13 protein-coding genes are annotated in these 12707 nt (G+C 60.5%); 11 read left to right on the top strand and 2 right to left on the bottom strand.

Features of this window, described 5'->3' with window-relative positions:
• From OKC42_RS02470 to OKC42_RS02440, 7 genes are all read left to right on the top strand, one after another.
• Positions 1-1392 carry an alkaline phosphatase gene (locus OKC42_RS02470; protein ID WP_139732383.1) on the top strand — a complete coding sequence of 464 codons (1392 nt, stop codon included), beginning with the start codon at positions 1-3 and terminating at the stop codon, positions 1390-1392.
• 72 nt (positions 1393-1464) lie between these two features.
• Positions 1465-2151 carry a hypothetical protein gene (locus tag OKC42_RS02465; RefSeq protein ID WP_199416695.1) on the top strand — a complete coding sequence of 229 codons (687 nt, stop codon included), beginning with the start codon at positions 1465-1467 and terminating at the stop codon, positions 2149-2151.
• Positions 2152-2233: 82 nt separating this feature from the next.
• Positions 2234-2971 (top strand): substrate-binding periplasmic protein, encoded by a 738-nt coding sequence (locus tag OKC42_RS02460; RefSeq protein WP_042080164.1) that lies wholly within the window; start codon positions 2234-2236, stop codon positions 2969-2971.
• A 245-nt stretch (positions 2972-3216) separates the two neighbouring features.
• Positions 3217-3612 (top strand): nucleoside diphosphate kinase regulator, encoded by a 396-nt coding sequence (gene rnk / locus OKC42_RS02455; RefSeq protein ID WP_005334070.1) that lies wholly within the window; start codon positions 3217-3219, stop codon positions 3610-3612.
• Positions 3613-3805: 193 nt separating this feature from the next.
• A complete protein-coding gene (gene uhpA / locus OKC42_RS02450) occupies positions 3806-4396 on the top strand; it encodes a transcriptional regulator UhpA (RefSeq protein ID WP_005334071.1) in 591 nt (196 codons plus the stop codon).
• On the top strand, positions 4393-5913 hold the full coding sequence (uhpB, locus tag OKC42_RS02445; RefSeq protein ID WP_005334072.1) for a signal transduction histidine-protein kinase/phosphatase UhpB: 1521 nt from the start codon (positions 4393-4395) through the stop codon (positions 5911-5913). The genes uhpA and uhpB overlap by 4 nt, the downstream gene beginning before the upstream one ends.
• Before the next feature lie 21 nt (positions 5914-5934).
• Positions 5935-7269, top strand: coding sequence for an MFS transporter (locus OKC42_RS02440; RefSeq protein WP_270819033.1), 1335 nt, complete (start codon positions 5935-5937; stop codon positions 7267-7269).
• 92 nt (positions 7270-7361) lie between these two features.
• Here the strand turns inward: OKC42_RS02440 and OKC42_RS02435 are convergent, their stop codons facing one another.
• Positions 7362-8495 carry a GGDEF domain-containing protein gene (locus OKC42_RS02435; protein WP_150388835.1) on the bottom strand — a complete coding sequence of 378 codons (1134 nt, stop codon included), beginning with the start codon at positions 8493-8495 and terminating at the stop codon, positions 7362-7364.
• Positions 8496-9015: 520 nt separating this feature from the next.
• On the opposite strand from OKC42_RS02435, the gene OKC42_RS02430 reads away from it, so the two are divergent.
• The 4 genes from OKC42_RS02430 to OKC42_RS02415 all read left to right on the top strand — a co-directional run bounded on the left by OKC42_RS02430 (position 9016) and on the right by OKC42_RS02415 (position 11708).
• A complete protein-coding gene (locus OKC42_RS02430; protein WP_005334079.1) occupies positions 9016-9816 on the top strand; it encodes a transporter substrate-binding domain-containing protein in 801 nt (266 codons plus the stop codon).
• A gap of 99 nt (positions 9817-9915) precedes the next feature.
• Complete coding sequence (locus tag OKC42_RS02425) at positions 9916-10875, top strand: amino acid ABC transporter permease (RefSeq protein WP_139432183.1); 960 nt, start codon at positions 9916-9918, stop codon at positions 10873-10875.
• Entirely contained in the window at positions 10859-10981 is a 123-nt protein-coding gene (locus OKC42_RS02420) for a hypothetical protein (RefSeq protein WP_005350727.1), read from the top strand. The genes OKC42_RS02425 and OKC42_RS02420 overlap by 17 nt, the downstream gene beginning before the upstream one ends.
• Positions 10965-11708 carry an amino acid ABC transporter ATP-binding protein gene (locus OKC42_RS02415; protein WP_150388834.1) on the top strand — a complete coding sequence of 248 codons (744 nt, stop codon included), beginning with the start codon at positions 10965-10967 and terminating at the stop codon, positions 11706-11708. The genes OKC42_RS02420 and OKC42_RS02415 overlap by 17 nt, the downstream gene beginning before the upstream one ends.
• A 107-nt stretch (positions 11709-11815) precedes the next feature.
• On the opposite strand, the gene OKC42_RS02410 is transcribed toward OKC42_RS02415, so the two are convergent.
• A complete protein-coding gene (locus tag OKC42_RS02410; protein ID WP_199428062.1) occupies positions 11816-12607 on the bottom strand; it encodes a substrate-binding periplasmic protein in 792 nt (263 codons plus the stop codon).
• Between the last annotated feature and the right edge of the window lie 100 nt (positions 12608-12707).

The following is a 12707-nucleotide window of genomic DNA, read 5'->3' as shown; positions in this document are numbered from 1 at the left end:
ATGAGCAAACAGATGAACACATCCATCAAGCACACGCTGGTCTGCGCCGCCCTGTTCAGTGCGCTGGGCGCAACCTCCCAGGCACAGGCCGGTGATGCCAAAAACGTCATTCTCTTTATCGGTGATGGCATGGGCCCCACCGTGCTCACCGCCACCCGCCTGTTCAAGGTGGGGGAAGAGGGCAATCTGGAGATGATGAAACTGCCGCGCAGTGCCCGCATCAAGACCTTCTCCAACGATGCCCAGACCACCGACTCGGCCCCCTCCATGGCGGCCTACACCACCGGGGTCAAGATGAACAACGAGGTGATCGCCATGAGCAGCGACACCAAAGCCGTCGCCCCCGGCAAAGACGTCAATGGCAACAAAACCGTCAACAATTGCAGCAGCGATAATGGCAAACCGGTGCCCACCATCCTGGAGCTGGCCAAGGCTGCAGGCAAATCGGTCGGAGCCGTCACCACCACCGAGCTGACCCACGCCACCCCGGCGGCTACCTACGCCCACATCTGCCATCGGGATGCTGCCTATGACATCGCCGCACAAGCTGTTCCGGGAGGAACTGGTTTCAACCAGGCGCTGGGGGATGGGGTCGATGTGCTGATGGGCGGTGGTGCCAACCACTGGACCCCCTACAGCGCCAGCAACAAGGGCGGTCGCAATGACAACCGCGACCTGACCGCCGAGATGAAGGCGCAGGGATACAGCTATGTCACCACCCAAAGTGAACTGGCCAAGGTCACCAGCGGTAAGGTGCTCGGTCTGTTCAGCAGCAAATCCCACCTCGACTACGAGCTGGATCGGGTCGCCAAGGGGGCTGCCAATACCCAGCCGTCCCTCTCCGAAATGACCGCCAAAGCGATCGACCTGCTGAGCAAGAACAGTCAGGGTTACTTCCTGATGGTAGAGGGTGGCCGTATCGATCACGCCCTGCACGGCACCAATGCCAAGCGCTCGCTCACCGACGCGGTGGCACTGGATGAGGCGGTCAAGACGGCGCTGGGTAAAGTGGATCTGAGCAATACCCTGATCGTGGTCACCGCCGACCATGACCACACCATGACCATTAACGGCTACTCCGCCAAGGGCAATCCGGTGCTGGATCTGGTTAAAAATGGCGATGGCTCGACCCAGAACGACGTGGATGGCAAGCCCTTCACCACCCTGGTGTTCGGTAACGGCCCCAACCGCCCCGATGTGCGCCCCGTCCTCACCAGCGATCAGGTGATGGCCAATGACTACCTGCAGGAGACCGGCGTCAAGCTGACATCGGAAACCCACGGCGGCGGCGATGTGATGCTGTTTGCCGATGGCGCCGGCAGCAACCGCTTCAAAGGCACGCTGGATAACACCAAGGTGTTTGGCAAACTGCGGGAGGCGCTCGGCCTGTAAGCAGCAGGGGCCCGGGTGCATCTGAGCAATTGACTCAGCGGCCCGGGCCCCGGCTCTTTCGAGCGACAGATGATGATGCGACTTTTGCTTTCGTTATGGCTGCTTGGCAGCACCCTCGCCTTCCCCCTGCATGCTGACGACACGCCCCCGGATCTCGCCGCGCGGATCAGCTATCACGACCGGAACACCGGCAGCGATGGCATCGCCAGAGAGAGTGTCTGGCAAGAGAAGTGGCTGCGCGTGGGCAATCAGGTGTGGAGCCAGCGGCTCATTCCCCTCCCCCTTGCCCGTGCCTATCACGCCACTCACGACGCCACACCCGGCCACAAGCACTTTACCCACCAGATGGCGGCCCGCTGGGTCAGTCGCAGTGATGAGGGTGAACTTCAACTGCGCTATGCCGACAGCTGGCACAACCAGCTGGTTGAGGTGCCGGTGGAAGAGTATGGCCAGGTGGCCTTCAAGCCCGACTGGCTGCGGATCCGCCATCTCGTCAACCCGGTGCTGATCGAGGGGATGACTCCACTGGATGAGGCCGCCCCCGAGCAGGCCCGCTGGTATGAAAAGCGCGAAGGGCAGCAACGAACCCGCATTCTCTGGTCGAGTCAGTGGCAGATCCCGCTGGTGGTCGAATCGGCCAGTCTCGACGGCTATCGCAGCTACCGGATGGAGGTGAACCTGCGCAAGCTGCCTGCTCAGCTCCCCTGGCAGCAACTCGCTGATTACGAAGTGCGCGATCTGCGGGATTTCTTCGACTGAGATCCCAACCCCTCAGCAGGCACAACGACAACGCAGGCAGGAATGTTACACTCTGCATATTCGACTCTGGCTCACGACCTTGATGCGCGCTCTCTGCCTGCCCTTTTTTGCCCTGCTGTTATTGCTGGTGAACACCGGTGCCCAGGCTATTGTGCTGGTGGCGGCCGAGTTGCCCCCCTATGTCATTCGCTCCTCTCACGGCAAACCAAGCGGTGTCGCCATCGAGATAATGGAAGAGGCCGCGCGACGCCTCAAAGAACCGCTCACCATCGAGCTGATGCCACTGGCCAGAGCCCTGACTCAGGCTATCCACCGCAAGGATGTGCTGCTGATCCCGCCGGTACGCAGCACTCAACGGGAACACCTCTACTACTGGGTAACACCGATACTCGATGACGATTTTGTCATCGTCAGCGATCGCCGCTTTCATCCTGCTCCCCTCAAAGTGACAGATCTCCCACCGCTGCAGATCGGCACCTTGCGCTACTCCTTCGGTCAGCATCTGCTCAGACAACGACTTAAGCTTGAAAGTGATACCGTGGCCACCGAGAAACTCAATGCCCAGAAATTGCATCGGGGCCGTATCGATGCCTGGGTGGCCGCCTGGAACGCCATCCTCTACAACCAGCGCCTTGGTGATTTGCCAACCGATCGGCTGGTACGCGGGGAGACTCTGATGCGTACCCAGTTTTATGTCGCCGCCAGCAAGGAGTTCCCCTTCACCGAGGGACGTCGCTGGCAAGCCGTGATAGACGAGATGCGCCATGATGGCACACTGGCGCGGATCATCCGTCAGTACAACTATCAGGCTCCTGAGTAGTCACTCAATCGCGGTTGCCAAGGCCAGCCAGAATGGTTATGGTAGGCCTATGAAAATACTCGCTATTTCCTCGCATTTGCTCACACCCTGCTGAGCCCCCGCCTCGCTCCTTCGGCCGCGAGTCGCTTGGGGGCATGGCATTTTCAATCGCTTAAACCTGTTGAATCCATTTTTGTAACACCCAGTGTGATGGCCAACCTGCACCCGCCGGTATGGGCCTATCCGCTATTGATAAGGAATATCTTATGAAACAACCTCATCTGGTTATCTCCAGCCTTGATCTGGACCGTATCGAACAACTGCTTGGCAACCACCCGCAGCATCTGGCCCTGCAAGAGGAGCTGGACCGCGCCGAGATCCGCGAACCGGCCGACATGCCGCCGGACGTGGTCACTATGAACAGCAAGGTACGCTTCAAGATGCAGAGCAGCGGCAACGAGTTCTGCCTCACCCTGGTCTACCCGCGCGATGCCAAGGGCGACGAGAGCAACATCTCGGTACTGGCGCCGGTGGGCAGCGCCCTGCTCGGTCTGAAAGTGGGCGACAGCATCGCCTGGCCGGGCCCGGCCGGTCGCACCATCGAGGTCGAAATTCTGGAAGTGGTCTATCAGCCGGAGCGCGCCGGCGAGCTGCACCGCTGAGTCCCACGGGCTGGTCATCCCCCTGTTGATCAGCCCGCTTGCTCGCCCTTGCCAGCTGATCCCGATCAAGCTTTGCGCACCTTGCCCCCCGGTTTTTAGCCCCTTTTCCTGCTGCTGCTTGAGCCTGACTCGGGGGGCAGGTATCTTGTTGGCCGCGTCATGGTCATGACGCACCGAATTTCAGGCTGACATCATGATAAAAATTGCCCTCATCGACGATCACCAGATCGTCCGATCCGGTTTTGCCCAACTGCTCAATCTGGAGCCCGACCTGCAGGTGGTCGCCGAATTCGGCTCCGCCAGCGATGCCCTTGCCGGCCTGCCCGGCAGCGGGGCGCGCGTCTGCGTCTGCGACATCTCGATGCCCGACCAATCGGGGCTGGATCTGCTCAAGCAGCTCCCCTCCGGCCTTGCGGTGGTGATGCTCTCGGTGCACGACAGCCCGGCTCTCATCGAGCAGGCGCTGCAGACCGGCGCCAAGGGATTTCTCTCCAAGCGCTGCAGTCCGGACGAGCTGATCGCCGCCGTACGCACCGCCGCACAGGGGGGGTGTTATCTTACGCCGGACATCGCCCAGAAGCTGGCCAGCAGCAGCCGGGATCCCCTCACCAATCGGGAGCGGGAGATTGCCCAGTTGCTGGCACAGGGGCTGGAGGTGAAGGCCATCGCCGAGCAACTTGGCCTCTCCCCCAAGACGGTTCACGTCCATCGCGCCAACCTGATGGACAAGCTCAAGGTCAGCAACAACGTCGAGCTGGCCCACCGCATGCTGGATAGCTGGTGATCTCCCGTTTTGCCAGCTATGTCGCCATCGCCCTGGCGGCCTGTTTCATCTTTGCCGCCGGCTGGTTTTGCCTCTGGAGCATCAGCCTGCATCTGGCGGGCGGCCCTGCGCTGGCGGTGCTGCTGTTCCCCTTCGGCCTGCGCCTCGGATTGCTGCTGCAAAGTCCCGGACACTACTGGCCGCCGCTGTTGCTGTGCGAAGGACTGCTGCTCTACTGGCTCAATCTGGAGGTGGGGCTGCCCCACTGGCCTTGGCTGGTCGCGGGCAGTCTGCTGACCCTGCTACCGCTGCTGATTGCCCGTCGCCAACAGGTGCGCAACGACTGGCAGCAACTGTTGCTGCTGCTCGCCACCGTCACGGCGGCGGCGCTGCTGCAAGCCCTGCTCTGGCATCTGGCGGGGGAAGATGGCCTTTCGGCCCTGCTGCTCAGCCTCACCGGCGGGCTGACGCTGACCTCCACCTGCATGCTGATCTGGCACTACCTCACCCGCGCCACCTGGGTGCCGCTGGGGCCTGCGCTGGTGGATCAACCGGTGGAGTGGCGCTTTCGCCATCTGGTCTGGTATCTGTTGCTGTTCGTATTGAGCCTCTGGCTGCAACTGGGATTGCCCAACTCGCTGGTACGCTTCACCCCGTTTTGTCTCGCCATCCCCATCATCGCCATGGCGTGGCGCTACGGCTGGCAAGGGGCGCTGCTCGCCACCCTGATGAACACCATCGCCCTGCTGGCCAGTCAGGCCTGGCATGATCACCCCCTCGACCTGCTGCTCTCATTGCTGGCCCAGAGCCTCACCGGCCTGCTGCTCGGCGCCGGGATCCAGCGCCAGCGCGAACTCAATCAGGCGCTGACCCGCCAGCTCGCCCACAATCGCCAGCTCACCGAGCGGCTGCTGGAGACCGAGGAGAGCATCCGTAAGGAGGTGGCGCGCGAGCTGCACGACGACATCGGCCAAACCATCACAGCCATTCGTACCCAGGCCGGGATCGTGCGCCGCCTCGCCCCCGACAACGCCGGGGTGGGCCAGAGCAGCGCCCTGATCGACACACTGTCGCTCGGGATCTACGACGCGGTGCGCGGCCTGCTCGGGCGGCTGCGCCCGCGCCAGCTCGACGACATGACTCTGGAACAGGCGGTACGGGCACTGCTGCGGGAACTGGAGCTGGAGCGTCACGGCATCGTCACCCGGCTGGAGTGGCAGCTGGCGGATGGGGATCTCTCGGATGCCCAGCGGGTCACCCTGTTTCGGGTCTGTCAGGAGGGGCTCAACAACGTGGTCAAACATGCCAACGCCCACTCGGTCACCATTCGCGCCCGGACCAGCGGCGAGCAGTTGCAACTGGTGCTGGAAGATGATGGCCGCGGTCTGCCGGAAAGCCGCCCGCAACAGGGCTATGGCCTGCTCGGCATTCGCGAACGGGTACAGGCCCTCGGGGGCAGTCTGCAACTCTCCTGCATCCACGGCACCCAGCTGACGGTCAACCTGCCCAGTCGCAGACGGGAGGAGAGCCATGGCTAATCACCACCAGAGGGCCTGCCTGTGCTGCGTTTTATGAGAAGCGCGCCGCCCCGGCCCCTTATCCGGGATCAGGCCGAGATCGATGCCACCTATCGCCACTGGCGGCTGCACCTGCTTCTGACCATGTATCTGGGCTACGCGGTCTTCTACTTCACCCGCAAGAGCTTCAACTTCGCCATGCCGGACATGCTGGCGAGCGGCATGCTGGACAAGTCCGATATCGGCATGCTTTGGACCCTGTTCTACATCACCTACGGCTGCTCCAAGTTCTTCTCCGGCATCATCAGTGACCGCGCCAACCCGCGCTACTTTATGGGTGTCGGACTGATGGCCACCGGCGTTATCAACATACTATTCGGCCTCTCGTCGGCACTCTGGATGTTTGCCGCCCTCTGGGTCGCCAACGCCTTCTTCCAGGGCTGGGGCTGGCCCCCCTGCTCCAAGCTGCTCACAAGCTGGTATTCGCGCACCGAGCGCGGGGTCTGGTGGTCGGCCTGGAACACCGCCCACAACGTCGGCGGCGCGCTCATTCCCCTTATCGTCAGCACCATCGCTCTGCAACATGGCTGGCGCTACGGCATGATAGTGCCCGGCCTTATCGCCATCATCGCGGGATTGTTCCTCTGCTGGCGGCTGCGCGATACCCCGAGTGCCATGGGACTGCCGACAGTAGGCGAGTGGCGCAAGGATGCCATGGAGCTGGCCCAGCAGACTCAGGATGCGGGCCTCTCCCATCGCCAGATCCTGCGCAAATATGTGCTGGGCAACCCCTATATCTGGCTGCTCGCCTGCTGCTACGTGTTGGTCTATGTGGTGCGCACCGCCATCAATGACTGGGGCAACCTCTACATGACCGAGCAGCGCGGCTTCAATCTGATGAGCGCCAACTCGGCCATCTCCATGTTCGAGGTGGGGGGCTTTATCGGTGCTCTGGTGGCGGGTTGGGGATCGGACAAGCTGTTCAACGGCAACCGTGGCCCGATGAACCTCATCTTTGCGGTGGGGATCCTGCTGGCGGTGGGATCGCTCTGGCTGATGCCCTTCTTCAGCTATGTGATGCAGGCGGCCTGCTTCTTTACCATCGGCTTCTTCGTGTTTGGCCCGCAGATGCTGATCGGCATGGCGGCGGCGGAGTGCTCCCACAAGAACTCGGCGGGGGCGGCCACCGGCTTTGTCGGCCTGTTTGCCTACATGGGGGCGGCGCTGTCGGGCTATCCGCTGGCCAAGGTGATGGAGATCTGGCACTGGAACGGCTTTTTCGTAGTGATCTCGGTGGCGGCGGGCGTCTCGGCCCTGCTGCTGCTCCCCTTCCTCAAGGCGCAGGCACCGAGAACAGCTCAAGCGGCGTCAGAGTAATGGACGGCAGCTGACGAGCTATATCCGGCAAGCAGAAACAGACAGGGCGCGGATCACCACGCCCTGATTTTATTCCTGAACCGATTCCTGCATCAGGCAGCCTGACAGACCCGATTTTTTCCTTCCCGCTTGGCCCGATAGAGAGCGTCATCCGCACGGCTGAACAGGCTGTCAAAGTGCCACTCCCCCTGCCAGTGAGCAATACCCATGCTGACGGTGATATGGATCCCATCTACCTCGCAGGCCGCAAGCTGAACCCGCAGTGACTGACAACGGGCGATCGCCTCCTCTGCGGTGGCATGGCGAAACAGCAGCACAAACTCCTCGCCCCCAAAGCGACTGGTCAATACGCCCTCCAGCTCGCGCAGTGCCAACCCGACCCGCTCCAGCACCCGATCGCCCACCTCATGGCCATGCCGATCGTTGATCTGCTTGAAGTCATCCAGATCGAGCACCACCAACGCCCCCTGCTGTGCAGGGCGTCCCCGGGCCAGACGCTCCATAAAACCACGGCGATTGAGTAACCCGGTCAGCGGGTCATGACTGGCCTGATAGCGCAGCTCCAACGCCCGGTGCTGGTTGCAGAGCAGTAGCACCCCGAAGGTGAGCATGGAGCTACCCACCAGCATGGAGACATAGGGCAACACGTTGAACAGCTGACGCTGGAACGGGCTTTCGATCACCTCGCCCCACACGGTAAACATCCGCATCAGGGTCATGGCGATCAGCACCAGATTGAGGCCAATCAGCACCCAGACCGCCACCTGATAATCAGGGCGGCCGTGACGCCAGAGCTGCCAGATGATGAGCGTACTGAGCATGAGGAAGGTGGCACTGCTGATCATCACCCGTACCGCAATCCGGCCATCGATGGCGACCGACCAGGTCATGACGGCGGCAAACAGCAGGATGAATCCCCAGCAGACAGGCCAGCCCGGCGATTGACGGAAGAAACAGCGTTGGGCGACCAGCAATAACGACACATGAAAAATCAGGAAGACATTGCCCACCCAGGAGCCATAGGGGGTGGGTGTCAACAGCAGACTGGCAAATCCCGCCTGACCCAGCATGGCAAACAGACTGGACCACCACCAGACCCCGACGCCGGGAATATCGTTGTGGGTAACACGAATGATGGTAAGAGTGAGGAAACCGAGACAATAGCCACACAAGGCCATGATCATCAAGGTAAAAATATCCAGCTTAAGCAGTAGTGAGGCGTCCATACCAAAGCCATGCAGAGAGGGTAACTGAGTATATGAGAAGCGTTTGCCAAGACCCAGTACGACTTGATGGTTTTCACAATAAAGCCCGTTCGTTTGCTGACAAACAGAGCAATGCGTGTGATATCCCACCAATGCGTATTCGTATAAGCCCCACAAGAAGCCTCTTACGGAGCCCAATAGCACAATAATAGCCGCAAGCGGCGCCCTGACTTTGTAACAAAATGTCTTGGGGATAATTTGGGCTTGAACCCACTCAATTAGATAGATATGTTGTTTTCGTGTGATTTTATGAATGAAGCCATGAGCAATAAATGTCTCTAACCTGTTGAGTCTTCTGACACAATCTGTTTTTGGTACATTTTTCACTCAACCACTATTCATAGCATCTCATATGGGGCTTTTGTCCCGCTCAAGACATTCATCCTGTCTTGCCTGTTGCCGGATGCAGCAGTCTCTTGTGCCACGGAGTCGCACGGGATCAGGTTCAAGGCCGAACACACCACCGACAGAGACGTCACTTATGATCAAAAAACTGATTCTTTCTACCCTGCTGTTTTGCGGGATCGCCACGGCGGCCCCGACCCCTGCCCCTACCTCCACCCTGGATGCCGTGCTCGAACGCGGCGTGCTGCGAGTCGGCTTCGACGCCGGCTATCAACCCTTCGAGATGACCAACAAGCAGGGCCAGTACATCGGCTTTGATGTGGATCTCGCCAAGATGGTCGCCAAAGAGATGGGCGTGAAGGTCGAGTTCGTCAACACCGCCTGGGATGGCATCATTCCGGCGCTGCTGACCAACAAGTTCGACGTCATCATGGGCGGCATGACCGTCACTCCCCAGCGCAACCTGCGAGTCAACTTCGCCGATCCCTACATCGTGGTCGGCCAGACCATAGTCCTGCGCAAAGAGAAGGCGGGTGAAATCAAATCCTTCACCGACCTCAACGACCCGAAATACAAGATCGCGGTCAAGCTCGGCACAACCGGCGAGCAGGCAGTCAAGCGCCTGATCCCCAAAGCCACCCTGCTGCAGTTTGAAACCCAGGATGACGCCAAGCTGGAAGTGATCAACGGCAAGGTCGATGCGTTCGTCTATGACCTGCCCTACAACGCTATTTTCGCCTCCCAGAATCAGGGCGCCGTGGTGCACCTCGACAAGCCGTTCACCTTCGAGCCGCTGGCCTGGGCCATCCGCAAAGGGGACCAGGACACCCTCAACTGGTTCAACAACTACCTGCGCCAGATCAAGGGCGATGGCAGCTACGACCGTCTCTACAAGAAGTGGTTCGAATCCAACGCCTGGCTGAACCAGCTCAAATAACCTCCGGGGGGCGGCACATGCCGCCCCTGCACCACGCAGCTCCCCACACAAAAACGAGAAGAGGTTGTGACTGTGCACACACCCAAACCGACAAGACAGATGGAAAAACAACCCAATCAGCTACTCTGGCATGGGGTTTTCCTGCTGATGCTGCTGGTTGCCGTATTCGGCATCTACAAGGCTGTCCAGTCAGTGGATTACACCTGGCGCTGGGAACGCATTCCCCAATACATCGCCTATCAGGCGGAGCAGAAGAATGTCGCCGAATTTGACGGCACCGTGATGGCGGGCACCAGCGAGGCCGAGAAGGGCAAGCTGTTCCTGCAAGACGATCTCGACCCCAATGTGCGGCAAGCCATCGCCAGCACTGGCGTACAAGTCGCCGAAGGGGATACCGTTTTTCGCGGTGATACCCTCGACACCCAACTGAGCTGGACCGCAGGCCCCATCGCCTGGGGCGTCTGGGTCACCGTCAAGCTCTCGCTGGTAGCAGGCATCTTCGCCATCCTGCTCGGCACCCTGGCCGGGCTGGCGCGCCTCTCCCCTAATCCGGCCCTGCGCAATCTGGCCATCACCTATGTGGAGCTGATCCGCGGTACACCGCTGCTGGTGCAGATCTTCATCGTCTACTTCTTTATCGGCACCGTGCTGAACCTCGATCGCTTCACCGCCGGGGTCGCCGCGCTGGCGGTCTTTACCGGCGCCTATGTGGCGGAGATCGTCCGCGCCGGTATCAGCTCCATCCACAAGGGGCAGATGGAGGCGGGCCGCAGCCTGGGAATGACCTCGGCCCAGACCATGCGCTATGTCATCCTGCCGCAAGCGTTCAAGCGGGTACTGCCACCGCTGGCGGGCCAGTTCATCAACCTGATCAAGGACTCCTCGCTGGTCTCGGTCATCTCCATCACCGATCTGACCAAGGCGGGGCGCGAGGTGGTGAGCTCCACCTTCAGCCCGTTCGAGGTATGGTTCACCGTGGCCCTGCTCTATCTGGTACTTACCGGCACCCTATCCTTCCTGGTACGCCGTCTCGAGGTGAAATATGCACGCAGCAACTGATCCCATCATCAAGGTGCAACAGGCATCGAGAAGTGCAGCCATCACCGACACCCTCTTCGCCTTCCCGGTTCGTTTTCTGGAGGTGAAATATGCGCGCAGCAACTGATCCCATCATCAAAGCGACCGGCGTAGAGAAGTTCTACGGCAGCGAAGTGCACGCCCTGAAAAATGTCAGCACCGAGGTGGCCGAAGGGGAAGTGGTGGTGATCGTCGGCCCCAGCGGCTCCGGCAAGTCCACCTTCCTGCGCACCCTCAACCAGCTGGAGACCATCAACGACGGCGATATCGTGGTGGATGGCATCTGCCTCACCCAGCCGGGCGATGTCAACAAGCTGCGGGAAGAGGTGGGCATGGTGTTCCAGTCCTTCAATCTCTTTCCCCACCTGACGGTGCTGGATAATATCTGCCTCGCCCCGCAGAAGGTGCGCGGCCTGTCGCGCCGTGAGGCCGAAGACAGAGCCAAGGCGCTGCTGCTGAAAGTGGGGCTGTCGGTGAAAGCGGCCAGCTATCCCTCCCAGCTCTCCGGCGGTCAGCAACAGCGGGTGGCCATTGCCCGGGCACTCGCCATGCAGCCACGCATCATGCTGTTTGACGAGCCCACCAGTGCGCTCGACCCCGAAATGGTGGGGGAAGTGCTGGATGTGATGAAGGGGCTGGCCCGCGAAGGGATGACCATGGTGGTGGTGACCCACGAGATGGGCTTTGCCCGCGAGGTAGCGGATCGGGTGCTCTTTATGGAGAGTGGCGAACTGCTGGTGGATGACAAACCGGCCGATTTCTTCGACAATCCACCCTCCCCACGCCTGCGCCAGTTCCTGAGTCAGGTGCTGTAGCCAACATGCTCTGCTGGATAAACGAAGAGGGACCGCAAGGTCCCTCTGCTTGTGTGTCACGCTGAGCAGGCTTAACCCAGCTGAACCCGAGTGCCCATTTCATCGGCTCAGCGCGGGGACTTTCCCAGATAGCGCTCCACGATCACTTTCACCCCGTCACGTTTTTTGAGCTGATAGAGCTCCTTGTCAAACTGGTCGATAAAGGCCTGTTTGTAGGGGTACTCCCCCTTGCGGCTATAGCCGAGAAACCCCTGCTCCTTGCTGAGCACCGGACCCTGTTTGAGCAGGGACATATCGGCCACCGCCAGCTGATCGGCCTTTATCATGTTGAGCAACTCATAGAGCAGGGAGAGGCGATCATTGATGGTGCAATCGACCCGGCCGCGGACAATCTTGAGCAGGTTCTCCCGATTGCTTTTCACCTCCTCCACGTCGATCTGCTTCTCTTTTACCGCCTGCCAGAAGGCATCGCCGCCGACGGCAAAACCGGCGTTCATGCCAAAGCGCAAACCGTGATAGTCGGGCGGAAACCTGGCCTGCGGGGTATTGGCCGCCACACTGGCGCCGCACATCACCACCAGCTCTTCATCCAGCATCGGCTGGGAGTAGGGCCACATATAAGGGCGGGTATCGGGCATATAGTAGGGTGGAAAAATGGCGAAGGCGGTCCCCTGTTCCACCATGCTCAGACCGCGCCGCCACGGCATAGGCTTGAGTACCACCTCATAGTCAGGCATGGCAGAGGTCACCTCGCGGATGATGTCGGCATAGATCCCCCTGACCTCCTCCCCCTCCTGCCAGGAGTAGGGGGGATAGGCGGCATCCGCCAGGATCTCGACCCGGGTCTTGGCGTGCGCCATCATGCACAACCCCAGCAACAAGCAACACCAGACGCGCATAAGCCAGCACCTCCTGAAAAAGCCTCCATCAAGCATAGCCATCCAGCGCGCCTTCCTATGCTGCCGCGCCATATTTCATGCCATCTATTCGTTGGCATAA

This window comes from Aeromonas sp. Y311-2, assembly GCF_027706025.1.
Lineage (GTDB): Bacteria > Pseudomonadota > Gammaproteobacteria > Enterobacterales > Aeromonadaceae > Aeromonas > Aeromonas veronii.
Note: the sequence above shows the minus strand (reverse complement) of the source record. Positions and strands in the feature narration are given on the sequence as shown.

Coding starts and splice junctions, on each gene's coding strand:
- OKC42_RS02470 (WP_139732383.1), top strand. CDS start 1: ATGAGCAAACAGATGAACACATCCATCAAGCACACGCTGGTCTGCGCC.
- OKC42_RS02465 (WP_199416695.1), top strand. CDS start 1,465: ATGATGCGACTTTTGCTTTCGTTATGGCTGCTTGGCAGCACCCTCGCC.
- OKC42_RS02460 (WP_042080164.1), top strand. CDS start 2,234: ATGCGCGCTCTCTGCCTGCCCTTTTTTGCCCTGCTGTTATTGCTGGTG.
- rnk (WP_005334070.1), top strand. CDS start 3,217: ATGAAACAACCTCATCTGGTTATCTCCAGCCTTGATCTGGACCGTATC.
- uhpA (WP_005334071.1), top strand. CDS start 3,806: ATGATAAAAATTGCCCTCATCGACGATCACCAGATCGTCCGATCCGGT.
- OKC42_RS02435 (WP_150388835.1), bottom strand. CDS start 8,495: ATGGACGCCTCACTACTGCTTAAGCTGGATATTTTTACCTTGATGATC.
- OKC42_RS02430 (WP_005334079.1), top strand. CDS start 9,016: ATGATCAAAAAACTGATTCTTTCTACCCTGCTGTTTTGCGGGATCGCC.
- OKC42_RS02425 (WP_139432183.1), top strand. CDS start 9,916: ATGGAAAAACAACCCAATCAGCTACTCTGGCATGGGGTTTTCCTGCTG.
- OKC42_RS02420 (WP_005350727.1), top strand. CDS start 10,859: ATGCACGCAGCAACTGATCCCATCATCAAGGTGCAACAGGCATCGAGA.
- OKC42_RS02415 (WP_150388834.1), top strand. CDS start 10,965: ATGCGCGCAGCAACTGATCCCATCATCAAAGCGACCGGCGTAGAGAAG.
- OKC42_RS02410 (WP_199428062.1), bottom strand. CDS start 12,607: ATGCGCGTCTGGTGTTGCTTGTTGCTGGGGTTGTGCATGATGGCGCAC.